We start from the raw sequence: 23,791 nt of genomic DNA on the forward strand, positions 1-23,791 counted from the left end.
GCCGGGCGCAGCCCGGCCGAACTACAATCCCGCTCATGCTGAAATTCTCGAATGAACCTCGCCAGGGGTGCCTGTGAGCGGCCGCGGTGGCAACGAAGGCCAGGTGCGCATCATCGGTGGACGCTGGCGCAATACCCGACTGCCAGTTCCGACCCTGCCGGGCCTGCGGCCCAGCAGCGACCGCGTGCGTGAGACCCTGTTCAACTGGTTGATGCCCAAGCTGGGCGGGGCGCGCGTGCTGGACCTGTTCGCCGGCAGCGGCGCGCTGGGGCTGGAGGCGGTCTCGCGGGGGGCCGCGCATGCCACCCTGGTCGAGCGCGACCCGCAGCTCGCGCGCAACCTGTCGGCGGCCGTGGCCAGACTGCAGGCGGGTGACGTCGTGACGGTCGCCCAGGCCGATGCGCTGCGCTGGCTGCAGGCCGCACCGGCGCAGCAGGCGGATCTGGTGTTCATCGACCCGCCGTTCGCCGATGGCCTGTGGCAGGACGTGCTGGCCCAGCTGCCGCGGCACCTGGCCGCCGATGCCTGGCTGTACCTGGAATCGCCGGCCAGCCACGTGCCGGTGCTGCCCCCGGAATGGCTGCTGCACCGCGATGGCGGCACCCGCGAGGTGCGCTTTGCCCTGTACCGCCGCGCCGCTGCTACACTTTGACCTCATCTGAACATCTGCTACCGCCCATGACCGTGGCCAACCGCCGCATCGCCGTCTATCCCGGCACGTTCGACCCCATCACCAATGGTCATATCGACCTGGTGAGCCGGGCCGCGCCGCTGTTTGAAAAGGTCGTTGTGGGCGTGGCGCAGAGCCCCTCGAAGGGACCGGCCCTGCCGCTGGAACAGCGCGTGCAGCTGGCGCGTGGCGCCCTGGGCCACCACAGCAACGTCGAGGTCATCGGCTTCGATACGCTGCTGGCCCATTTTGTGCGTTCGGTGCAGGGCGGTGTGCTGCTGCGCGGGCTGCGCGCGGTGTCCGACTTCGAGTACGAATTCCAGATGGCGAGCATGAACCGCCACCTGATTCCGGAGGTCGAGACCCTGTTCCTGACCCCGGCCGAACAGCACAGCTTCATCTCGTCCTCGCTGGTCCGCGAGATCGCACGCCTGGGTGGCGATGTGTCCGGCTTCGTGCCGGCCGCCGTGCTCGAGGCGCTGCGCAAGGTCCGCGAAGCGAAGTCGGCGCAGTCGTAAGCCCTGGCCAGCAGTAGATCCTGTAGCACCACGCATTCCATTACGCACACCAACACGCAACATTCCGGGAGGAAACCCATGAACAACACCATGCGCGCGATGCTGATCGCTTCGTTTGCCCTGGCTTTCACCGCCTGCAAGAAGGAAGAAGCCGCTCCGGTCGACGAAGCCAAGCAGGCGCTGGTCGCGCCGGCCAAGGAAGACGACGCAGGCTGGAAGAAGTACCTGCAGGAAGTGGCCATCCAGAACATGGGCAACATCACCAACAGCCCGTTCCTGTACTACCTGTCGCCGGAATCGGATCCGGACTTCCAGGCCAAGTACGAGCGCCAGACCGAAAGCGCGACCCAGGCCGTGGCCCGTGGCGTGCAGCCGGGCAACATGCTGGCCTTCGGTTCGTCGGCCTCGGGCAAGATGGCTGACATGATCCAGACCGTGTTCAAGGATGTCTCGCCGGATTCGATGAAGGGCGTGCGCGTCGTCTTCATCGGCCAGTCCGCCGACAACGCCCGCGTGCAGGCCGTGGTCCAGCCGACCGGTGCCGAGTACATTTTCGTCGAAGCCAAGTAAGACCGAGCCGAGGCGGTCGTGCTTCGGCACGGCCCGGGCGGCGCCCTGCGATGGGCGCCGCTGATGACCTGACCGGCCCGCGCGCCCGCGCAGGCCGGTCCTTGTCCCAAGGCGCGGGCGTGGAGTATCGCCATGTCGCTGAAAATCAATGAGCTCTGCGTCAACTGCGACGTATGCGAGCCGGCCTGCCCGAACCAGGCCATCACGATGGGTGAAACCATCTACGTGATCGACCCCGCCCGCTGTACCGAGTGCGTGGGCCATTTCGACGAACCGCAGTGCGTGGTCGTCTGCCCGGTCGAATGCATCGACCCCGATCCGGACATCGTCGAAACCGAAATCGAGCTGTTGGCCAAGTTGCGCCAACTGCAGCACGATCATCCCGAACTCTATGCGGAGCCCCCATCCGAATGAAGTCGTTCGCCCGCCCCCTGTTGCTGCTCGGCCTGCTGCTGAGTTCCGTCGCCTGGGCTGATGCCCCGGTCCGTGCCGAGCGCCCCGATGGCGCGGCCATCGCCAGCGGTCACGCACTGGCCACCCAGGCCGGTGTCGACATCCTGGCCCAGGGCGGCAACGCCTTCGACGCGGCGGTGGCGGTGTCCTCGACCCTGGCAGTGGTCGAGCCGATCAGCTCCGGCCTCGGTGGCGGCGGCTTTTTCCTGCTGCATCATGCGGGCACCGGCAAGGACGTGATGCTGGACGCGCGCGAGACCGCGCCGGCCGCGGCCACGCCGCAGGCCTTCCTCGACAAGAAGGGTGACCTGGACCGCGACCGCTCGGTCAACGGCCCGTGGTCGGCCGGCATTCCGGGCCTGCCGGCGGCGCTGGTCGAACTGTCGGCCAAGCACGGCAAGCTGCCGCTGTCAGCGTCGTTGCAGCCGGCGATCCGCATCGCGCGTGAAGGCTTCCCGGTGTACGACCGCATGGCCAAGGGCTATGCCTCGCGCCGTGAAGTGATGGAGCGTTATCCCGGTACGCGCGAGGTCTACCTGCGCAATGGCAAGCCGATCGCCACCGGTGACCTGTTCAAGCAGCCGGAACTGGCGCAGACCCTGGAGCGCCTGGCGGCCGGTGGCTTCGACGGCTTCTACAAGGGCCAGACCGGCAAGCTGCTGCTGGCCGGCGTGAAGCAGGCGGGCGGCAAGTGGACCGCCGAAGAGCTGGCCGGCTACCGCGTCAAGCAGCGTGCGCCGATCGTCTTCAACTACAACGGCTGGAAGATCACCACCGCACCGCCGCCGTCCTCCGGTGGCATCGCTCTGGCCAGCATGCTGCAGATCCTGGAAGGCTGGGACATCAAGCAGATGGATGCCGCGCACCGCACCCATCTGGTGGTGGAGTCGATGCGTCGTGCCTACCGTGACCGCACCTTCTTCCTCGGCGACCCGGATTTCGTGCAGATCCCGCAGAAGGTGCTGGCCAGCAAGGATTACGCGCAGGGCCTGCGCGCAACCATCCATCCGGAAAAGGCGACCCCCAGCGACCTGCTGTCGGGCAACCCGACGCCGCTGGAGGATGACGAGACCACCCATTTCTCGATCATCGACCGTGATGGCAACCGTGTCGGTGCCACCCAGACCGTCAACCTGCTGTACGGCTCGGGCCTGATTCCGAAGGGCACCGGCGTGCTGCTGAACAACGAGATGGACGACTTCGCGCTGAAGCCGGGAACGCCCAATGCTTTTGGCGTGATGGGCTACGCGGCCAACGCGCCGAAGCCGGGCAAGCGCATGCTCAGCTCGATGACGCCCACCTTCATGGAAAACGACGACAAGGTGATCGTGCTGGGCACGCCCGGTGGCAGCCGCATCATCACCATGGTGCTGCTGGGTATCCTGGGCTACGACGCTGGCCTGGATGCGCAGCAGGTCGCCGCGCTGCCGCGCTACCACCACCAGTGGCTGCCGGACCTGATCGAAGCGGAAAGCAATGCTTTCGACGCTGGCACCATCAAGCAGCTGCAGGCGATGGGCCACAAGATCGACCTGCCGGGCGAGGTCGCTGCCGGCGGCCGCGGTTCCAGCCACGTGTGGGGCAACCTGCAGACGGTGGAGTGGGACCGCAAGGCCAACAAACTGTTTGGCGGCAGTGACCCGCGCAACCCGGTCGGCAGTGCCCAGGTCGTGCCGGCTCCCTGAGCCGGCGGTTGCGCCGGGCCATGTCCGGCGGACGCAAACCTGAGAACCCCGCCCGCAACGGCGGGGTTTTTCATTTTCCCACTAGCGATTATTTAACGAGCGGCCACCGATAATTGCCTCATGAAACTATGGTCGATCCGCGGTAATACCCAGCGCCTGGATGGCGGTGCAATGTTCGGCAACGCGCCGCGCGCGTTGTGGGAGAAGTGGGCAGCACCGGATGAGCTCAACCGCATCGAGCTGGCCTGTCGTGCGTTGTTGGCGAGCCCGCTGGAAGGCAAGACGGTGCTGTTCGAAACCGGCATCGGTGCGTTCTTCGAGCCGCGCATGCGCGAGCGCTATGGCGTGCAGGAAAGCCAGCATGTGCTGATCGATTCGCTGCGCGAAGCCGGCTTCGAGCACGAAGACATCGACGTGGTGGTGCTCAGCCATCTGCACTTCGACCATGCCGGCGGCCTGTTGGCCGCGTGGCACGAAGGCCGTGAACCGGAACTGCTGTTCCCCAATGCGACGTACGTGGTCGGGGCGCAGCATTGGCAGCGCGCGCTGCAGCCGCACCCGCGCGATCGCGCCAGCTTCATTCCAGAACTGCCGGGCCTGCTGCAGGCCAGTGGCCGCCTGGAAGTGGTGGACGGCGAGTATTCGAAGGTGCTCGGCCACAGCGTGCGTTTCAGCTACAGCGACGGGCACACGCCGGGGCTGATGCTGGCCGAGATCGTCGGGCAGGCACGCGCAGGCGAGGGGGCGCACGGCGGCGTGGTGTTCTGCGCCGATCTGATTCCGGGTCGCTCGTGGGTGCACGTGCCGATCACCATGGGGTACGACCGCAACGCCGAGCTGCTGATCGACGAGAAGCGGCAGTTCCTGGAAGACAAGCTGGCGCGCAACGTGCATCTGTTCTTCACCCATGATCCGCAGGTGGCGCTGGCGCAGGTCGGGCGGGATGAGAAGGGACGTTTCGTGACGCTGCATGAGCAGGACGAACTGAAGGCGCGGGCGTTGGGGTGAGGTTGGCCGGCAGGGCTGCGCCCTGCACCTGCCGAATCAAAGGCAACAGCAACAGCAACAGCAACAGCGGGCTGTCCGTGGGTGGAGGGGCGGTGTCGGATTGCGGGGACGCCGCAAGTACGTCCTTGTAGGCTTGGCAGCCGCATCCATGCGGCTGACACCCCGCAATCCGACACCGCCCCGCCTTCGACAGTTTTCCGGTGGTCAGTAGATCCACGCCATGCGTGGATGGGGCCTTTCTTCGCTGTTTTTACGATGCCTTGAGGCAGCTGCTCATGAAGGTCTTGCGGGCGTCGCCGGCGAGCTTTCTGGTGGCGGCATCTGCGTTGCACTTCTTCATGCGCTCCTGCGGTGTGGCAGGGGTTGCCGGTGCGGCTGCGTGCGAGCTCAGGCATGTGCTCTGCGCGGGCGTGTAGGCGTCGCCTTTCAGCCCTTTGTCCTTTGCCGAACAGTCGGCCATGCGCTGCTGTTGCGGGGTCGCTGCGTTGGCGGCAAACGGGAGGCTGAGCAGCAGGGCGGCGGCGAGCAGCAAAGAGGCATTCATGGTGGCTCCAGGGCGGCGCGGGTGCGCGGAGCATTCGCCCGTTGCCGCAAAGCCGGCGTGAAGGTGCCTGGAGCAGGTGGAGCACTTCCTTTCGAAAGCGCTCCGACCCGGTCGATCTCAGCCCACGCGGGTACCGAAGATGCGGTCGCCGGCATCACCCAGGCCCGGCAGGATGTAGCCCTTGTCGTTGAGCTGCGCATCGATCGCGGCGGTGTAGATCTCCACGTCCGGGTGCACGGCCTTCACCGCTTCGATGCCCTCCGGTGCGGCAACCAGGAAGATGCCCTTGATCCGGCGGGCGCCGGCGCGCTTGAGCATGTCGATGGTGGCGATCAGGGTGCCGCCGGTGGCCAGCATCGGGTCGAGGATCAGCGCGTCGCGCTCTTCCAGGCGGCCGGTCAGGCGCTCGAAGTAGGGCACCGGCTGCAGGGTTTCCTCATCGCGCTGCAGGCCGACCACGCTGACACGGGCGGCCGGGATCAGCGACAGCACGCCACTGAGCATGCCCAGGCCGGCGCGCAGGATCGGCACCACGGTGATCTTGGCGCCGGCGATGCGCTGCACGCTGACCGGACCGGACCAGCCCGGCAGGGTGTGCGGCTCGGTTTCCAGGTCGGCGGTGGCCTCGTAGGCCAGCAGCGTGCCCAGTTCATTGGCCAGTTCGCGGAAATCCTTGGTGCTGAGCGCGGCGTTGCGCATCAGGCCGATCTTGTGCTGCACCAGCGGGTGGCGCACTTCGACGATCTTCATGGGAGGGTCTGGCAGAAGGGGAGGCCACCATTTTAAGCGGAATGCGCGGTGGTGCCGAGCCGGGTCCGGCAGGCCAGGCTCCACCGGTGTCATGCCCATGCAACCTGCCGGACATACCGTGCTGACCCAATCTTTACACCGTTGGGGATAGCTGTGCAGAAGAAGAACACGTTGGGCCTGGCAATCAGCCTCTCGCTGCTGGTGACGGCCAGCCCGTCAGTGGTGGCGGCCGAAAACGCTGCCGCTGCCGTGGCAGGGGGGGCCACCGCAGCGACCGATCTGGACCGCATCGAAGTGCGTGCGCAGCTGGAATCGCAGGTACGCGCCGTCGACCTGAAGCGCAGCAGCGATGCCATCGAAGACGCCGTGTCCTCAGACGCGCTGGGCCAGTACCCGGACAAGAACGTGGCCGAGTCGCTGCAGCGCCTGCCGGGCATCAGCGTGACCCGAGACCAGGGTGAAGGCCGTTTCGTGGTGGTGCGTGGCCTGGATGCCAACCTCAACAGCGTCAGCGTCGACGGCATCGCCATCGGCACCCCGGAAGATTCCAGCCGCGCGGCGCCGCTGGATGTGATTCCGTCCGATTCGACCGAACGCCTGCGCGTGGTCAAGTCGCCGACCCCGGACATGCCGGGCGACGCCATCGGCGGCGCGATCCTGGTTGAATCGGCCTCGGCCTTCGATCGTGACGGTCGCAGCCTGCGTGGCAAGATCGAAGCCAGCCACCAGCAGCTGTCCGGCGAAACCAGCCCGAAGGCGGCCTTCAACTACAGCGAAGTGTTCAACGACACCTTCGGCGTCGCGCTGGGCGTGAACTACCAGAAGCGCACGTTCGAATCGGACAACACCGAAGTGGAGTACGACGGGGAAGACGATGCCGCACCGGGCGACGTCACCGCGATCAACCTGCAGCACCGCAAGTATGAGATCGAGCGCAAGCGCATCGGCGCCAACCTCAACCTGGACTGGCGCCCGAACGAGGACAGCAAGTACTACCTGCGTGCGCTGTACAGCCAGTTCGATGATGCCGAAACCCGCCAGCGGGTGATCTTCAACTTCGATGACGCCAAGATGGTGAAGACCGGTACCGACCAGTACCGGTTGGACGGCATGCCGAAGGATTCCATCGACAAGCGCATGCGCTACCGCACCAAGGAAGAGAACACCTTTGCGGCCAGCCTGGGCGGCGAGAACACGCTGACCAACGCCGTGGTCGATTACAAGGTGGGTTTCACCCGCACCGAAGAGCGGGTGAACGATGAAATGGAGGCGCGCTTCAAGCTCAACGGCAAGGCCTTCAACGGTACGCTGGACCAGAGCAGCCGCCTGCCCAGCTACAGCTTCGACAATCCGCAGTGGCTGGACAACGCGAACTACGCGTTCGACCGCTTCGTGGTTTCACCCAAGCAGGTGAACGACAAGGAGCACAGCGCACAGGTCAACGTGCGCTTCGATGGCGACAGCAGCAGCATCAAGTTCGGCCTGCTGGGGCGATGGCGCGACCGCGATGTCAACGTCGACGAAAGCGAACTGCGCGTCGGCCCCAAGGTTGCCCTGTCCAGCTGGACCACCGGCTCTCCGGATCACCGCCACGGCAGCCTGGGTGACGGCATGGATTCGGACGCGATGCGCGCGTACTGGGCGGCCAATCGTGGCCAGTTCAGTGCCCGGCCGCAGGATGTCGGCGCCAACGCGATGACCTCGCTGGAAGAGGACTACACCGCCAGTGAAGACATCTTCGCCAGCTACGCCATGGGGACCTGGGATGTCGGTGCGCTGCGCATCATCGGTGGCGTGCGTGTGGAGAACACCCGCTTCAGGGCCGAGGGCAACCAGGTCGATGTGGCGGCCAACGGCCGCAGCTACACCGTAACCCCCCGCGTGGCCAACAGCAGCTATACCAACGTACTGCCGGGCCTGCACCTGCGCTACGACGCAGCCGATGACTGGGTGCTGCGCGCGTCGGCCAACAAGACCGTTTCGCGCCCGTCCTTCGGCGATATCTCGCCGCGCGTCGGCTACAGCCGCGGCGACGAGGAAGTGCGCCTGGGCAATCCTGAGCTGGACCCGTACGAGTCGAAGAACATCGACCTGTCGGTGGAGAAGTACCTCGGCAGCACCGGCATCGTTTCGCTAGGTCTGTTCCACAAGTCCATCGACGGCTATATCGTCGAGACGGTGCGCACCAATGATCCGGCCTACGGTGGTTTCGACGTGACCCAGCCGATCAATGGCCGCAAAGCCACCGTGCGTGGTGCGGAGCTGAACTGGCAGCAGCAGCTGGCCTTCCTGCCCGCGGGCCTGGACGGCCTGCTGGTGGGCGCCAGCGGCACTTGGCTGGATACCGGATTCGACGCTGGCATCGAGGATCGCGCCGGTGAGGATTTCACCCTGCCGCGTGCCTCCAAGCACGTGTACAGCGCCCACATCGGCTATGAAAAGTACGGCCTGAGCACCCGTCTGGCGGCGGTGTACCGCAGCGAGTACCTGGACAGCATCGGCAAGGGCCGTGCGTTCGACATCTACGTCGCGCCCAACACCCAGCTGGACTTCTCGCTGGACTACAAGTTCAACGCGAACGTAAGCGTGTACTTTGAAGCGCAGAACCTGCTGGACAAGCCGTTGGAGCTGTACCAGGGCACGCGCTCGCGCACCCTGCAGATGGAAGAGTATGGCCGCACCTACGCCGTCGGCCTGAAGGTGGCGCTGTGATGGCGCGTTGCATGACCCTGATGGCGGCCGCGCTGGCAGCCGTTCTTGCCGCCGGCTGCACGCCGGCAGCGGACAAGGCGCCGGCAGCGGCTGCAGCGACCGGCGCTGTGGCACCGGTCGAGCGCAACGTGGCGACCATCGCCGAGGCCTTCCTGACCCCGATGACCCCGGCCGACAACATCGATTCGCCTGCGTCCTGGCAGGCGCCGGATGGCAAGACCTGGCTGATCGCCACGGCCAAGGCCACCGACAAGCTGGTGGTCTACGACGGCAGCAACGGCCAGCACCTGCGCGACGTCGGCAGCACCGGCACCGGCCTGGGCCAGTTCGATCGTCCCAACGGCATCGCGGTGATCGATGACCTGCTGTGGATCGTCGAGCGCGACAACCACCGTGTGCAGGTGCTTTCGCTGCCGGACTTCACGGCGTTGGCCACCTTCGGTGCCGACGACCTGCGCAAGCCGTACGGCCTGTGGGTGGACCGCCGTGCCGATGGCTACAGCGTCTACGTCACCGACTCCTGGGACAACGGCGAGGACGCACAGGGCAAGGACATCCTGCCGCCGCTGGCTGAGCTGGACAAGCGCGTGCGCCAGTACCACGTGTCCCGTGACGGCACGAAGGTGCAGGCGACACTGTCGGCCAGCATCGGTGATACCAGCGAAGCCGGCGCGTTGCGCGTGGTCGAATCGATCTGGGGGGATCCGGCCAATGATCGCCTGCTGATCGCCGAAGAGGACGAAAGCTACGCCAGCGAATTCAAGGTCTACACCCTGGCCGGGCGCTTCACCGGCACCACCTTCGGTCGCGACGTGTTCAAGGCGCAGGCCGAAGGCGTGATGCTGCGCACCTGCGGCAAGGACGGCTGGTGGATCACCACCGAGCAGGGCAAGCAGCGCAGCGTGTTCCATCTGTTCGACCGCCATACGCTGAAGCAGGTGGGTGCGTTCCAGGGCAATACCGTGGCCAACACCGATGGCATCTGGATGATGCAGCTGCCGACGCCACGGTTCCCGCACGGCGCCCTGTATGCGGTGCACGATGACCAGGGCGTGGTGGCCTTCGACTGGGAGAGCATCGCCAAGCAGTTGGCCCTGCCGCTGGAGTGTGGCTCGTGAGCGCGCGTTTGGTGCGCCTGCTTGCGATCGGGCTGCTGCTGGCATTGCCATCGATGGCGATGGCTGCGGCCGAGCCCAATACGCAGGTGCCGTCGGGCAGCCGCTACTACGCGGCCACACCGGTGCCGGACCGCATCGTTGCCTCTCCATCGGTCGACCCCAGCCACGGCTTTGCAGTGGCCTGGCGCACCGATGGCAGCGTGCAGTCGCCGCTGCTGGAAATCGCACGGGCCGACGATTCGCCGGCCATCGAGGGCATCGTCCAGGTGCGCGCGAAGAGCCAGGTGCTGCAGACCGAGAACGGCCTGTCGCATCATCATCGCGCCGACATCGATGGTTTGCAGCCGGACACCCTGTATGTCTACCGCGTACAGGGCAATGGCAGCTGGAGCGCGTGGAACCAGCTGCGTACGCTGGCCGCTGCCGACCAGCCGCTGACCCTGCTGTATTTCGGCGATACCCAGAACAAGAACGTCAGCCATGTAAGCCGCGTGGTGCGGGCCGCACAGAAGGCCGCGCCGGATGCACGGATCAGTCTGTTTGCCGGCGACCTGGTCAGCGGTGGCGACAACATGGACGACAGCGAATGGGGCGAATGGTTCGCCGCCACCAGCTGGCTGGCACAGGAGACGCTGGTCGCGCCGGCGATCGGCAACCACGAGTACTTCGAGGAATTCGAGGACACGCCACAGGAGCGCCGCGTGCTGGGCCGCCATTGGCCGGTGACCTTCGCCCTGCCGGGCAACGGTGCCAGCGCGGCGGCGGGTACCAGCTACTGGTTCGACGCACAGGGCGTGCGCGTGGCCGTGGTCGATGGCACCTCGGCGTTGGATCTCGGTACCGCCAGGGCGCAGGCACAATGGTTGGACAAGGTGCTGGCCGGCAACCGGCAGCCGTGGACGATCGTGCTGTTGCACCAGCCGTTCTATTCGCCGCGCGAGGGCCGCGAGAATGCTGCCCTGCGCAAGGTGCTGCTGCCGGTGGTGCGCCGTCACAAGGTGGATCTGGTACTGCAGGGGCATGACCATACCTACGGCCGTCGCGGCGAGGGGCAAGCGGCAACACCGCAGTACGTGGTGACGGTGGCCGGACCGAAACAGTACCGCCTGTCGGACGAAGCACGCAGGACGATGGACCCTGTGGGCGAAGACACCCAGCTGTTCCAGGTGTTGCGCATCGATCCGCAGCGCCTTCGCTACGAGGCGCGCACGGTGACCGGGCGCCTGTACGACGCCTTCGAGCTGAAGCGCGATGACAATGGCGGCAAGCAACGGGTGGAGCAGCAGGAAGGACGGATCGCGCCGCGTGACTGCGCGCGTGCCCAGACCGCCAAGGGCCGCACCGACCGGTGCTGGGAGTGAGGGCAGACCGATGAGCACGCGCCCGCGCCTCGTTCCCCTGGCCGCCATTGCCGTTGCCCTGCTGCTGGTGGTGGGCGCGGTGGCTGCTGCCGATACCGTACTGCACCCGTTCCTGGCCGCTCAGCCGGAGCAGGTGCCGCAGGAAGGAACGACGGGCGGGTGATCAGCGAAGCGATGCAGCAGTCCAGAAGCAGATCCACGCCACGCGTGGATTGAACCTTTCCGTGCACCCCACGCATGGCGTGGCTCTATTGCATTGCGTCCAGGAACAGCTCTGCTTCATCCGTGCCGCCCATCACTGCGGCGACAGCGCGCAGCGCCGCTTCGCGATGAACCGGACGGATCCCGCCATCATCGTCATCGCTGTACAGATCCTCGTCGGCATCGAGGTAAACGCTGCCGGCGGCAGCCAACGCGGCCATCAGGGTCGGCACGTCGGCGGCGAAGTCATCGGCGTCCCAGTGGCCCGCACCATGCCGGGCGAACAGCACGCGCCCGTCGTCGATGTCGAGGATGAGGGGATCGGCGCCACGGTCGGCGATCACCAGCCACTGCGCCGGCCAGTCGCTGATCGGTTCGCCATCGTTGCCGTTCCAGCGATAGCCTGCCTGGTAGGCCCACAGGCGCTGCAAGGGCGGTATCCACACCTCAAGGCCTGGAATGGTGATGCCGCAGGGGCCTTTTGCAGGATTGAATACCTCGCCGAACGGGCCGACGTGCGCATAGAATCTGGCCAGCACGTCCGGCAGCGGGAACGGCCCTTGCCACGCGTCGGCGGATTGCGGTTGCAGGGAGCCGAAGCGGGCAAACGTGGCGCGAAGATCATCCATGACGAGGGCCGGGCAGAAGCGGAAGAGTGCGCAGCCTAGCAGAGCCGGTCGCACGCATCGCCTTCACCGTCACTGGCTATCATGGCCGCCCAGCAACTGAGAGGCAGTGCACGTGTCGGTAGCGTTGGTATGGTTCCGTCGGGACCTGCGGTTGCAGGACAATCCGGCGCTGCAGGCGGCGCTGGAAGCGGGCCACGATGTGGTGCCGGTGTACATCCACGCGCCGCACGAAGAGGGCGAGTGGGCGCCGGGCGCGGCCTCCAATGCGTGGCGCCATCGTTCGCTGGCGGCATTGGATGCCGGCCTGCATGCACGGGGTTCATCGCTGGTGCTGCGCGCCGGTGACAGCCTGCCTTCCCTGCTGGAGCTGGTGCAGCAGACCGGCGCCGAAGCGGTGTACTGGAACCGCAAGTACGAACCGGCCACGCAACCGCGCGATGCCGCCATCAAACGCACGCTGCGCGAGCAGGGCATCGATGCGCAGAGCTGCAATGGCAGCCTGCTGTTCGAGCCCTGGGACATCGCCACCCAGCAGGGGCAGCCCTACAAGGTGTTCACTCCGTACTGGCGCAACGTACTCAGCCACTGGCGTTTGCCCGCCTTGCAGGCCGCACCGGAGACGCTGCCGGCGCATACGGTCGACAGCCTCGCGCTGGCTACGCTGCAGCTGGCGCCCACCCTGCACTGGGACATCGGGTTCTGGCAACACTGGCAGCCGGGCGAGACCGGTGCGCTCGAGGCGTTGTCCGTGTTCGAGGATGGTGCGCTGCGCGGCTATCGCGAGCAGCGCGACCTGCCGGACCGGGTGGGTACTTCGCGGCTGTCGCCGCACCTGCATTTCGGCGAAATCGCGCCGTGGCGCATCGCCCACGCGCTGGAAGGCCTGCGCAGCGCCGGTACCGATGCTGACATCGATGGCTACCTGCGCCAGCTTGGCTGGCGTGACTTCGCCCATCACCTGCTGCACCACTTCCCGAAGACGCCGACCGACAACCTCAATCCGCGTTTCGATCGCTTCCCGTGGGCCAGCCCCAGTGCTGCCCAGCTGCACGACTGGCAGCGCGGCAATACCGGCGTGCCCATCGTCGATGCTGGCCTGCGCGAGCTCTGGCATACCGGCTACATGCACAACCGGGTGCGGATGATCGTCGCCAGCTACCTGTGCAAACACCTGCGTGCGCACTGGCAGCACGGTGCGCGCTGGTTCTGGGACACACTGGTGGATGCCGACCTGGCCAACAACACGATGGGCTGGCAGTGGGTGGCCGGCACCGGTGCCGACGCGGCTCCGTATTTCCGCGTGTTCAATCCCGTCACACAGGCCGAGAAGTTCGATCCGCAGGCGCGCTACATCAGCCGCTGGGTGCCTGAGCTGGCGGCGCTGCCGGTGAAGGCGCGGTTCGCTCCATGGCAGCACCCGCAGCAGTTGGCCGAACTCGCGCCCGGCTACCCGCGCACACCGCTGGTGGACCTGGCGGCTGGCCGAGATGCTGCTCTGGCCGCCTACCGTCAGTCGGCGGCGGGGTAAAGCGCTGGCTGAGCGGTCCAGACAGCTAGCTGAACACGTCCCTGTCGACCGGTGTGATCATCATCCCGACATCGCGTCCGGCTGTTTATCCTCGTTTCCGCCCGCAAGCCGCCGGCCCGACCGGAAACCAAGGAGAACACCATGATCCGCAACACCACCCGCAACGTCGCACTGGCCCTGATGAGTGCGGCCGTCCTGTCGGCCTGCGCCACCGGCGGCTCCTATGTGCAGAGTGACCCGTATGGCAACCCGACCGAGCAGCAGAACCGCACCGGCCGCAATGCCCTGATCGGTACCGCCATCGGCGTGGCCGCCGGCCTGCTGACCGGCGACAGCGCGACCGAACGTCGCCAGCATGCGCTGATCGGTGCCGGTATCGGTGCCCTCAGTGGCGCCGCGGTGGGCCAGTACCAGGATCGCCAGGAGCGCGCGTTGCGTGAGCGCACCGCCAACACCGGCATCGACGTCGAGCGCCAGGGCGACAACATCATGCTGAACCTGCCCGACGGCATCACCTTCGACTTCGGCAAGTCGGCACTGAAGCCGCAGTTCTACGGTTCGCTCAATGGCGTTGCCGGCACCCTGCGCGAGTACAACCAGACCATGATCGAAGTGGTCGGCCACACCGACAGCATCGGCAGCGACGCGGTCAACAACCGCCTGTCCAAGGAACGTGCTGATTCGGTGGCGCAGTACCTGATCGGCCAGGGCGTGCAGAGCGTGCGCATCGAAACCCTGGGTGCTGGCAAGGCCTACCCGATCGCTGACAACAGCACCGATGCCGGCCGTGCCAAGAACCGTCGCGTCGAAATCCGCGTGATTCCTCTCAAACAATAACGCATAGCGTTATTGCCGGTCCGCCGCAGCCGGAACGAAAATGCCGCCCTCGCAGGCGGCATTTTCTGTAGGTGCCGAGCGTGCTCGGCACGCCGATTGCCCATGTGGAGAGCCATGCCGACCACAAGGTCGGCATCCACCGGAGGCGATCCAGGAGCAGGGTACAGGCGGCATCGCTGCAGCTTAAGCTTACGCCGCCGAAGCAGCCACCTTCTCCAGGATCCGCTTGCCGCTGCTCGCCAGCGCCGCTTCCTCCTGCTCCTGCTGCTGTCGCGCCAGCTTCGCACCGGGGCATTGCGCCAGCATGTAGTTGGCATCGAAGTTGAGCTTTTCCACCAGGAAATCGACGAACGCGCGCACCTTCGGCGAGACCAGCCGGCCACCGGCGAACACCGCGTTGAAATCCACTTCCGGGCCGGTCCAGCCGGCCAGAACACGGCGCACCATGCCCGACTCGACGAACGGTTTGGCCATCACGTCGCCGGTCAGCAGCAGGCCTTCGCCACACACCAGCGCGCCATTCAGCGCAGACATGTCGTTGGCCGTCATCAGCGGCGTCACCGGGAAGTCGCGCAGCTCGCCACCGTTCTCGCCCAGCTGCCAGGTAAAGCGTGGCGAATTGCCGGTGTGGTACGGCTTGCGCATGGCCAGGATGCGGTGGAACTGCAGCTCTTCCGGATGCAGCGGCTCGCCGTAGCGCTCGATGTAGGCCGGGCTGGCGAATACCTGCGTGCGCAGGCTGCCGAGCTTGCGCGCCACCAGGTTGGAATCGGGCAGGGCACCCACGCGCAGGGCAAGATCGGCCTCACCGGCGATCAGGTCCAGCTTCTCGTTGCCCATGTGCATGTCCAGGCGGATTTCCGGGTACTGCGCATGGAACTGGCCCAGCAGCGGTGCGATCCAGGTGATGCCGATCGAATAGGGCACGGTGAAGCGCAACCATCCGCGTGGACCGGACTGCAGCTGGCTGACCGCGCTTTCAGCCTCTTCAAGCTCGCGCGCGATGCGCTGGCAGTGCTCGTGATAGATCGAACCGGCTTCGGTGAGGCCGAGGCGGCGCGTGGTCCGGTGCAGCAGGCGCGCACCGAGGCGCGTCTCAAGTTCCTGCACTTTGCGGCTGACCGTGGTCTTGGGCAGGCCGAGCGATTTGGCAGCCGCGATGAAGCTGCCTTGCTCGACCACTTTGACGAAGATCAGCGTCTCGTTGAGATCGTGGGACATGGTCAGGGATCCTGGACGTCGGGGATGGGGCAATCGTGACAGAACGATTGGACCGGGGACGGGATGATTATTCCCCTTAATCAGGACTAATCAAGTAGGGGTTTGAGGTCTATCGTGGCGCCATTCGCTAATTGGAGCCCGTCCGCCATGAGCCTGCGCAACATTCTTGCCCGCTTCCGGATTGCCGGCCAGAACGCCCTGGACCTGGCAATGACCGTTGAATCCCGTCCCAGCTCCTTGGTTAACAAGGATTTTCGGGAGTTTACCGCACCCATGCGTCAGCAGCGTGGCGGTGCCTTGCACCTTGCCTCGCACAAGGGTGACCGGCTGCGCCGAATCGGGACTATCCCGGATTTGGGAGGAAATGTCCCGTGAATGGGATTCTGACGCCCGAGGTCTTGGTTCTCGGCGGCACCGGTGCCGTGGGCCAGGGTGTGGTCGGTGCATTGCTGGAGGCCGGCAGCCCCGTGCTGGTGGTCGGCCGCGATCCCGGCCGCCTGGCGGCGTTGCACGAGCAGTTCGCTGATGAGCCGGGCCTGCAGACGATGCTGGGCTCGCTCAGCGACGACAGTTCGGCACGTGCGCTGGCCGAACGCGTGGCGCAGCGCCCCCGCCCGCTGGCAGCGGTGGTTGCCGCGATGGGCGGCCCGTACAACCGTGGCCGCGTGGTCGAGCGTGGCGGTGACGCCCTGTCGGCGGCATTGCAGGCGGACCTGATGCCGCATGTGCACGCAGTGCACCACCTGCTGCCGCTGCTGCAGAACAACGTGCACGCCCGCCGCTACGTGATGATCGGCAGCCCGGCCGGGCTCAAGCCCTGGGCAGGCTATGGCGAGACCTCGATCACCACCGCCGCGCTGCGCATGTACGCGCAGGTGGTGCACCAGGAAGCGCAGGCCGTGGGCGTACGCGCGCAGATGCTGGAAGTGTGCAGTCCGGTCTGCACGCCGGCCAACGCTGCCAACGCCTGTATTGAATGGCCGAGTTCACTGCTGGTCGGTCGCCGCGTGGTGTCCCTGCTCGACGGGTGCCGCGACAACCGCGCAATCGTCCGTTGCGACAGCAGTGATGCCGAACTGCCACGCGGCCTGCTGCACCTGGAAATACCGCCGCTGTGGCGCGACACCGCAGGCGTTGCTTGACCTCGACTTTGGTTGAGGTCGCAGGATACGCCGCCGAAAGTTGATAGCAATTCTCAAATAGCTGTACCACCCCTCCGTACGGATGCATGCCATGACTTCCCCCAATACCACTCCACATCGTTTCGGTCATCGCATCGCGATGGCTGGCGTGTCGATCCTCGCTGCCGCCGTCCTGGCGGCCTGCAGCGGTGGCCATGCCGAAGAAGCCGGCGCGCCGCCCCGCCGCAGGTCTCAGCTGCCCCCGTGCTGCTCAAGCAGGTCAGCCAGTGGGACGAGTTCAGCGGTCGCGTCGAGGCCGTGCAGAGCGTCGAGCTGCGCCCGCGCGTGTCCGGCTACATCGACAAGGTCAACTACGTTGAAGGCGAAGAAGTGAAGAAGGGCGCCGTCCTGTTCACCATCGATGCCCGCAGCTACCAGGCCGAGTACGACCGCGCCAACGCCGAACTGGCCCGTGCGCGTACCCAGGCAGTGCTGGCCCGCAGCGAGTCCGAGCGTGCCAAGCGCCTGGCCGAACAGCAGGCGATTTCCACCGAGACCGCCGAACAGCGTCGTGCGGCCGCCGACCAGTCCGGTGCGGCGGTGCAGGCTGCGCAGGCCGCGGTGGATGCCGCCCGCCTCAACCTGGAGTTCACCAAGGTGCGTGCGCCGATCGACGGCCGTGCCGGCCGGGCGATGGTCACCGCCGGCAACCTGGTCACCGCCGGCGACAGCGCCAGCGTGCTGACTACGCTGGTCTCGCTGGATACGGTGTTCGTGTACTTCGATGCCGACGAAAGCACCTTCCTGCGCTATGCGCAGATGGCACGCAAGGGCGAGCGCCCGAGCGAGCGCGACAGCGAGCTGCCGGTGAAGATCGGCCTGTCCGGTGAAGAAGGCTACCCGCACTCGGGCAAGGTCGACTTCCTCGACAACCAGGTGACCCGCAGCACCGGCACCATCCGCGTCCGCGCGCTGCTGGACAACGCCGATCGCCAGTTCACCCCGGGCCTGTTCGCCCGCGTGCAGCTGCTCGGCAGCGGCCAGTTCCAGGCCATGCTGATCGACGACAAGGCCGTGCTGACCGACCAGGACCGCAAGTACGTCTATGTGGTCGACAAGGATGGCAAGGCCCAGCGCCGTGACATCCGCCTCGGCCGCACCGCCGAAGGCCTGCGCATCGTCGAGCAGGGCCTGGCCGCTGGTGACAAGGTGATCATCGATGGCGTGCAGAAGGTCTTCATGCCCGGTATGCCGGTGCAGGCGAAGGCGGTGGCGATGCAGCCCACCGCTGCGCCGGCGCCGGGTCGCGATGCAACTGCCGCACTGAACCACTGATCCGCCGGCTCCTGATCCGCGTCCCCGCTTAGCTGCCGGTGCCAGCGGCAGCCGTCACTGCCTTCGCCAGATTGGCGAGGGGCAGGGCGGCTGTTGCCCGCCGACGGCCTTTTCCAGGAATTCTTCCATGGACTTTTCCCGTTTCTTCATCGACAGGCCGATCTTCGCGGCGGTGCTGTCGATCGTGATCTTCGCCGCAGGCCTGATCTCGATTCCGATGCTGCCCATCGGTGAGTACCCCGAAGTGGTGCCGCCGTCGGTGGTCGTACGCACGGTCTACCCGGGCGCCAACCCGAAGGTGATCGCCGAAACCGTGGCCACCCCGCTGGAGGAGGCCATCAACGGCGTTGAGGGCATGATCTACCTCAAGTCGGTGGCCGGTTCCGATGGCGTGCTGCAGATGACCATCACCTTCCGCCCGGGCACCGACCCGGACGAAGCGGCGGTGAAGGTACAGAACCGTGTCGCCCAGGCCCAGGCGCGACTGCCCGAGGATGTGCGCCGGCAAGGCGTGACCACCCAGAAGCAGTCACCCACCTTCCTGATGGTGGTGCACCTGACCTCGCCCAACGGCAAGTACGACACCCTGTACCTGCGCAACTACGCCCGCCTGCACGTCAAGGACGCGCTGGCACGCATCCAGGGCGTCGGCGACGCGCAGATCTTCGGCGGTGGTGACTACGCCATGCGCGCCTGGCTGGACCCGGACAAGGTGGCCGCGCGCGGCCTGACCGCCAGCGACGTGGTGCGCGCCATGCGCGAACAGAACGTGCAGGTCTCGGCCGGCCAGCTCGGCGCCGAGCCGATGCCCAACAGCCAGTTCCTGACCCTGATCAATGCCCAGGGCCGCCTGCGCAGCGAGCAGGAGTTCGGCGACATCGTGCTCAAGAGCGGCACCGACGGTGAAGTGGTGCGGCTGGCGGACGTGGCCCGTGTCGAACTGGGTGCCGGTGACTACACGCTGCGCTCGCAGCTGGACGGCAAGAACGCGGTGGGTATCGGTATCTTCCAGGCCCCCGGCGCCAATGCGCTGGAAATCCGCGATGCGGTGATGGCCAGCATGGACGAGATGCAGAAAACCATGCCGGCCGACGTGAAGTACGAAGCGGTGTATGACACCACCATCTTCGTGCGCGACTCGATCAAGGCCGTGGTCTCCACCCTGCTGGAAGCCATCGCGCTGGTGGTGCTGGTGGTGATCCTGTTCCTGCAGACCTGGCGTGCTTCGATCATCCCGCTCATCGCGGTGCCGGTGTCGATCGTCGGTACGTTCGGCGCGCTGTACCTGCTGGGCTTCTCGATCAACACGCTGAGCCTGTTCGGCCTGGTGCTGGCGATCGGCATCGTGGTCGATGACGCGATCGTGGTGGTGGAAAACGTTGAGCGCAACATCGAAGAAGGCCTGACCCCGCTGGCCGCTGCGCATCAGGCGATGCGCGAAGTGTCCGGGCCGATCATCGCCATCGCCCTGGTGCTGTGTGCGGTGTTCGTGCCGATGGCGTTCCTGTCGGGCGTCACCGGTCAGTTCTACAAGCAGTTCGCGGTCACCATCGCCATCTCCACGGTGATCTCGGCGATCAACTCGCTGACCCTGTCGCCGGCCCTGGCGGCCCGCCTGCTCAAGCCGCATGGCGCGCCGAAGGATGCCCCGACCCGCATCATCGACCGTCTGTTCGGCTGGGTGTTCCGTCCGTTCAACCGCTTCTTCAAGTCCAGCTCGGAAAAGTACGAGCGTGGCGTGTCGAAGATCCTCGGTCGTCGTGGTGCGGTGTTCGTGGTGTATGCGGTGCTGCTGGTCGGTACCGGTTTCATCTTCAAGCTGGTGCCGCCGGGCTTCATTCCGACCCAGGACAAGCTGTACCTGATCGCCGGTGTGAAGCTGCCGGAGGGTTCGTCGATCGCGCGTACCGATGAAATGCTGCGCAAGGTCGCCAAGATCGCCCAGGAAACCGACGGCGTGGCGCACACCATTTCGTTCCCGGGCCTGAATGCCCTGCAGTTCACCAACACGCCCAACACCGGTGTTGCGTTCATTCCGCTCAAGCCGTTCAGCGAGCGCCATGGCCGTACCGCGGCGCAGATCAATGCGGAGATCAACCAGAAGATCGCAGGCCTGCAGGAAGGGTTCGCCTTCGCCATGATGCCGCCGCCGATCCTCGGCCTCGGTAACGGCAACGGCTACCAGATGTTCATCCAGGACCGTGGCAACCTCGGCTATGGCGCATTGCAGAACGCGGTGCAGTCGATGCAGGGTGCGGTTGCGCAGACCCCGGGCATGGCCTTCCCGATCACCAGCTATCAGGCCAACGTGCCGCAGCTGGATGCCGAGGTGGACCGTGTCAAGGCCAAGGCCCAGGGCGTACAGCTGACCGAGTTGTTCGACACGCTGCAGACCTACCTGGGTTCGGCCTACGTCAACGACTTCAACCAGTTCGGACGTACCTGGCAGGTGATCGCGCAGGCCGATGGCCAGTTCCGTGACAGCGTCGAAGACATCGGCAAGCTGCGGACCCGCAACGACCGTGGCGAGATGGTGCCGATCGGCTCGATGGTCACCGTCAAGGAAACCTACGGTCCGGACCCGGTGCTGCGCTTCAATGGTTACCCGGCCGCTGACCTGGCCGGTGAAGCCGACCCGCGTGTGCTGTCCTCGGCCGAAGCGATGAACAACCTCACCGCCATCGCCGCCAAGGTGCTGCCGGTGGGCATGGCGACCGAATGGACCGACCTGAGCTACCAGCAGGCGACCCAGGGCAAGGCGGCCTTCATCGTGTTCCCGGTGGCGATCATGCTGGCCTTCCTGGTGCTGGCCGCGCTGTACGAAAGCTGGTCGCTGCCGCTGGCGGTGATCCTGATCGTGCCGATGACCCTGCTGTCGGCGCTGTTCGGCGTGTGGATGACCGGCGGCGACAACAACGTGTTCGTGCAGGTCGGCCTGGTGGTGCTGATGGGCCTGGCGTGCAAGAACGCGATCCTGATCGTCGAGTTCGCCAGAGAGCTGGAAATGGGCGGCAAGGGCATCGTCGAAGCGGCACTGGAAGCCTGCCGCCTGCGTCTGCGCCCGATCGTGATGACCTCCATCGCCTTCATCGCCGGCACCGTGCCGCTGGTGCTGTCGCATGGCGCTGGCGCCGAAGTGCGCTCGGTGACCGGCATCACGGTGTTCGCCGGCATGCTGGGCGTGACCCTGTTCGGCCTGTTCCTGACCCCGGTGTTCTACGTGGCACTGCGCAAGTTCGTCACCCGCAACGGTGGTGGCCAGCTGGTGCAGCACGGCGAGCCGACCATCCATCACTGACATGGAAAACAGCGGCGCCGGCAATCACCGGCGCCCGCTTCCCCCTACCAAGGCAACGAATCCATGAACACCCATCAGAACAAGATCGCGCTGGTCACCGGCGCAACCCGCGGCATCGGCTTGGAAACCGTGCGCCAGCTGGCACAGGCCGGCGTGCACACGCTGCTGGCCGGACGCAAGCGCGAAACCGCAGTGGAACTGGCGTTGAAGCTGCAGGCCGAGGGCCTGCCGGTGGAAGCGCTGCAGCTGGACGTCAATGATGGCGCCAGCATCGCCGAGGCGGTCGAGCAGGTGCGTCAGCGCCATGGTCGTCTGGACATCCTCGTCAACAACGCCGGCATCATGATCGAAAACCCAGCGCAACTGCCGTCGGAGCAGTCGCTGGACACTTGGCGTCGCACGTTCGAGACCAACGTGTATGCGCTGGTGGCGGTGACTCAGGCCTTCCTGCCGCTGATCAAGCAGGCCAAGTCCGGCCGCATCGTCAACGTCTCCAGCATGCTCGGCTCGCAGACCCTCCATGCCGATCCGACCTCGGGCATCTACGACTTCAAGATCCCGGCCTACAACGCGTCCAAGGCCGCGGTGAACAGCTGGACCCTGGCCCTGGCCCATGAACTGCGCAGTACGCCGATCAAGGTCAACACCGTGCACCCCGGCTACGTGAAAACCGATATGAACGGTGGCAACGGCGAGATCGAAATCGCCGAGGGCGCGCGTTCCAGCGTGCAGATGGCGCTGATCGGCGAGTCCGGCGCCAGCGGCAGCTTCACCTACCTGGGCGAGGTGCTGCCATGGTGATCCGCACCCTGGCGATGGCCGTCTCCAGCCTGGTGCTGGCGGGCTGTGTCAGCGTCGGCCCCAACTACAAGGCACCGGTGCAGGAGCCCGTCGTCCTGCAGGGTGCACAGCAGCCGGTCTTCAGCACCGCCTCGCCGGTGGCCAGCTGGTGGGCGCAGTTCGATGACCCGGTGCTGGAAGAACTGGTGCACGGTGCACTGTCGGACAACCTGGACCTGCGCGTGGCTGTCGCCCGTGTCAGCCAGGCCCGTGCCGTGTTTGTCGAGAGCCGCTTCGACCAGGCGCCACACGTTACCGCTGGCGGCAGCTACGACCGCCGCAAGCAACCCGATCCGCGGCTGGGTGGGCAGCGGGTGTTCAGTGAAAGCTACCAGCTCGGCTTCGATGCGGGCTGGGAGCTGGATCTGTTCGGCCGCAAGCGCCGTGCTGCAGAGGCCGCGCGTGCCGACCTGGACGCCGAGCAGGCCAACCTTGCCGACGCGCAGGTGCTGATCGCTGCCGAAGTGGCGCGCAACTACTTCGAACTGCGTGGCACCCAGAAGCGCATCGCGGTGGCCCAGCGCACCCTGGTCAACCTGCGCGATACGCAGCGGCTGACCGAGGCGCGCTGGGAACTGGGTGCCGGCAGCGAACTGGACGTGCAGAGCAGCCGCGCACGGTTGAAGGCCATCGAGGCCGACATCCCGCTGCTGGAAGTGGCCGAGACGCAGTCGCGCAACCGGTTGGCTGTCCTGCTTGGCCAGCGTCCGGAGGTGCTGACCGCCATGCTGGCACCGCACGAAGTGCCGGCGTTTGCCAAGGCACTGCCGCTGGGTGATACCCGCGAACTGCTGCGCCAGCGTGCCGACGTGCGCGTGGCCGAGCGTCGCCTGGCTGCCGCCACCGCGCGTGTCGGTGTTGCCACGGCCGATCTGTTCCCGCGGTTGTCGCTGTCCGGTTTCGTCGGCTTCCTCGGCGGCGATGCCAGTGGCCTGGTCAACGGCAACAACAAGGCCTGGTCGCTGACCCCGTCGTTGAGCTGGGCGGCATTCGACTTCGGTACGGTCAAGGCACGCCTGCGTGCCAGCAAGGCCGAGGCCGAAGGCGTGGCCGCGCAGTACGAACAGGCGGTGCTGCTGGCGCTGGAAGACACTGAGAACGCGTTGACCCGCTACTCCAAGCAGCAGGCACGGTTGGCCATCGTGGTCGAGCAGGCGCAGGCGGCGCGGCGTGCCGAATCGCTGGCGCAGATCCGCTACCGCGAAGGGTCGGAGGACTTCCTGACCCTGCTGGACGCGCAGCGCACGCAGCTGGTGGCCGATGATGCACTGGCGGCCGCCGAATCAGAGGTCAATGTCAGTGTCGTGGGTGTGTACAAGGCACTCGGTGGCTGGGGCCAGTCACCGCAGGCGCCGAGCGTGGCGCAGGCGCGCTGATCGACAGGGGACGGAA

At 66.3% G+C, this 23,791-nt stretch carries 20 protein-coding genes and 2 pseudogenes; 18 read left to right on the forward strand and 4 right to left on the reverse strand.

Features of this window, described 5'->3' with window-relative positions; genetic code table 11:
• The first annotated feature begins 67 nt into the window (after nucleotides 1-67).
• The 6 genes from rsmD (at nucleotide 68) to LMF57_RS07925 (ending at nucleotide 4,904) form a co-directional block, all read left to right on the forward strand.
• Entirely contained in the window at nucleotides 68-652 is a 585-nt protein-coding gene (gene rsmD, locus LMF57_RS07900) for a 16S rRNA (guanine(966)-N(2))-methyltransferase RsmD (RefSeq protein WP_324255959.1), read from the forward strand.
• A gap of 26 nt (nucleotides 653-678) precedes the next feature.
• The gene (gene coaD, locus LMF57_RS07905) at nucleotides 679-1,188 is read left to right on the forward strand and encodes a pantetheine-phosphate adenylyltransferase (RefSeq protein ID WP_008267036.1); all 510 of its coding nucleotides are present in this window, start codon (nucleotides 679-681) and stop codon (nucleotides 1,186-1,188) included.
• A 78-nt stretch (nucleotides 1,189-1,266) separates the two neighbouring features.
• Nucleotides 1,267-1,758: a hypothetical protein gene (locus LMF57_RS07910; RefSeq protein ID WP_025878827.1), complete on the forward strand. Its 492-nt coding sequence runs from the start codon at nucleotides 1,267-1,269 to the stop codon at nucleotides 1,756-1,758.
• Between the two features lie 132 nt (nucleotides 1,759-1,890).
• The gene (locus tag LMF57_RS07915) at nucleotides 1,891-2,172 is read left to right on the forward strand and encodes a YfhL family 4Fe-4S dicluster ferredoxin (RefSeq protein WP_025878828.1); all 282 of its coding nucleotides are present in this window, start codon (nucleotides 1,891-1,893) and stop codon (nucleotides 2,170-2,172) included.
• Nucleotides 2,169-3,896: a gamma-glutamyltransferase gene (gene ggt / locus LMF57_RS07920; protein WP_229291169.1), complete on the forward strand. Its 1,728-nt coding sequence runs from the start codon at nucleotides 2,169-2,171 to the stop codon at nucleotides 3,894-3,896. The genes LMF57_RS07915 and ggt overlap by 4 nt, the downstream gene beginning before the upstream one ends.
• 120 nt (nucleotides 3,897-4,016) lie before the next feature.
• Nucleotides 4,017-4,904 carry an MBL fold metallo-hydrolase gene (locus tag LMF57_RS07925; protein WP_229291170.1) on the forward strand — a complete coding sequence of 296 codons (888 nt, stop codon included), beginning with the start codon at nucleotides 4,017-4,019 and terminating at the stop codon, nucleotides 4,902-4,904.
• A 250-nt stretch (nucleotides 4,905-5,154) separates the two neighbouring features.
• Here LMF57_RS07925 and LMF57_RS07930 read toward each other — a convergent pair whose 3' ends face one another.
• Entirely contained in the window at nucleotides 5,155-5,448 is a 294-nt protein-coding gene (locus LMF57_RS07930; protein ID WP_117310122.1) for a PsiF family protein, read from the reverse strand.
• A gap of 117 nt (nucleotides 5,449-5,565) precedes the next feature.
• Nucleotides 5,566-6,198, reverse strand: a complete 633-nt coding sequence (upp, locus tag LMF57_RS07935) for a uracil phosphoribosyltransferase (protein WP_049470437.1) — start codon at nucleotides 6,196-6,198, stop codon at nucleotides 5,566-5,568.
• A 153-nt stretch (nucleotides 6,199-6,351) separates the two neighbouring features.
• Between upp and LMF57_RS07940 the strand changes: the two genes are divergently transcribed.
• From LMF57_RS07940 to LMF57_RS07955, 4 genes and pseudogenes are all read left to right on the forward strand, one after another.
• Nucleotides 6,352-8,910, forward strand: a complete 2,559-nt coding sequence (locus tag LMF57_RS07940) for a TonB-dependent receptor (RefSeq protein ID WP_229291171.1) — start codon at nucleotides 6,352-6,354, stop codon at nucleotides 8,908-8,910.
• The gene (locus LMF57_RS07945) at nucleotides 8,910-10,028 is read left to right on the forward strand and encodes a phytase (protein WP_208082413.1); all 1,119 of its coding nucleotides are present in this window, start codon (nucleotides 8,910-8,912) and stop codon (nucleotides 10,026-10,028) included. Before LMF57_RS07940 ends, LMF57_RS07945 begins: the two co-directional genes overlap by 1 nt.
• Before the next feature lie 53 nt (nucleotides 10,029-10,081).
• Nucleotides 10,082-11,389: a metallophosphoesterase family protein gene (locus LMF57_RS07950; RefSeq protein WP_229291373.1), complete on the forward strand. Its 1,308-nt coding sequence runs from the start codon at nucleotides 10,082-10,084 to the stop codon at nucleotides 11,387-11,389.
• A gap of 10 nt (nucleotides 11,390-11,399) precedes the next feature.
• A pseudogene (locus LMF57_RS07955) lies at nucleotides 11,400-11,534 on the forward strand (inorganic diphosphatase); the annotation flags it as partial.
• Nucleotides 11,535-11,637: 103 nt separating this feature from the next.
• Here the strand turns inward: LMF57_RS07955 and LMF57_RS07960 are convergent.
• Nucleotides 11,638-12,219, reverse strand: coding sequence for a hypothetical protein (locus tag LMF57_RS07960; RefSeq protein ID WP_229291172.1), 582 nt, complete (start codon nucleotides 12,217-12,219; stop codon nucleotides 11,638-11,640).
• 112 nt (nucleotides 12,220-12,331) lie between these two features.
• Here LMF57_RS07960 and LMF57_RS07965 point away from each other — a divergent pair, with 112 nt between their 5' ends.
• A complete protein-coding gene (locus LMF57_RS07965; protein ID WP_229291173.1) occupies nucleotides 12,332-13,747 on the forward strand; it encodes a deoxyribodipyrimidine photo-lyase in 1,416 nt (471 codons plus the stop codon).
• Between the two features lie 141 nt (nucleotides 13,748-13,888).
• Nucleotides 13,889-14,584, forward strand: a complete 696-nt coding sequence (locus LMF57_RS07970) for an OmpA family protein (protein WP_049470452.1) — start codon at nucleotides 13,889-13,891, stop codon at nucleotides 14,582-14,584.
• A 189-nt stretch (nucleotides 14,585-14,773) separates the two neighbouring features.
• On the opposite strand, the gene LMF57_RS07975 is transcribed toward LMF57_RS07970, so the two are convergent.
• The gene (locus tag LMF57_RS07975; RefSeq protein WP_025878839.1) at nucleotides 14,774-15,805 is read right to left on the reverse strand and encodes a LysR family transcriptional regulator; all 1,032 of its coding nucleotides are present in this window, start codon (nucleotides 15,803-15,805) and stop codon (nucleotides 14,774-14,776) included.
• Between the two features lie 147 nt (nucleotides 15,806-15,952).
• Between LMF57_RS07975 and LMF57_RS07980 the strand changes: the two genes are divergently transcribed.
• From LMF57_RS07980 to LMF57_RS08005, 6 genes and pseudogenes are all read left to right on the forward strand, one after another.
• Nucleotides 15,953-16,180, forward strand: a complete 228-nt coding sequence (locus LMF57_RS07980) for a hypothetical protein (protein ID WP_025878840.1) — start codon at nucleotides 15,953-15,955, stop codon at nucleotides 16,178-16,180.
• Complete coding sequence (locus LMF57_RS07985; RefSeq protein WP_208082415.1) at nucleotides 16,177-16,947, forward strand: SDR family NAD(P)-dependent oxidoreductase; 771 nt, start codon at nucleotides 16,177-16,179, stop codon at nucleotides 16,945-16,947. Before LMF57_RS07980 ends, LMF57_RS07985 begins: the two co-directional genes overlap by 4 nt.
• A gap of 91 nt (nucleotides 16,948-17,038) precedes the next feature.
• Nucleotides 17,039-18,261: pseudogene (locus tag LMF57_RS07990) on the forward strand (efflux RND transporter periplasmic adaptor subunit).
• A gap of 127 nt (nucleotides 18,262-18,388) precedes the next feature.
• Nucleotides 18,389-21,559 (forward strand): multidrug efflux RND transporter permease subunit, encoded by a 3,171-nt coding sequence (locus LMF57_RS07995; RefSeq protein WP_025878843.1) that lies wholly within the window; start codon nucleotides 18,389-18,391, stop codon nucleotides 21,557-21,559.
• A gap of 63 nt (nucleotides 21,560-21,622) precedes the next feature.
• A complete protein-coding gene (locus LMF57_RS08000) occupies nucleotides 21,623-22,360 on the forward strand; it encodes an SDR family oxidoreductase (protein WP_025878844.1) in 738 nt (245 codons plus the stop codon).
• Nucleotides 22,354-23,775 (forward strand): efflux transporter outer membrane subunit, encoded by a 1,422-nt coding sequence (locus LMF57_RS08005; protein WP_229291174.1) that lies wholly within the window; start codon nucleotides 22,354-22,356, stop codon nucleotides 23,773-23,775. Before LMF57_RS08000 ends, LMF57_RS08005 begins: the two co-directional genes overlap by 7 nt.
• The last annotated feature ends 16 nt before the right edge of the window (nucleotides 23,776-23,791 follow it).

Source organism: Stenotrophomonas sp. SI-NJAU-1, from assembly GCF_020883215.1.
GTDB lineage: Bacteria > Pseudomonadota > Gammaproteobacteria > Xanthomonadales > Xanthomonadaceae > Stenotrophomonas > Stenotrophomonas indicatrix.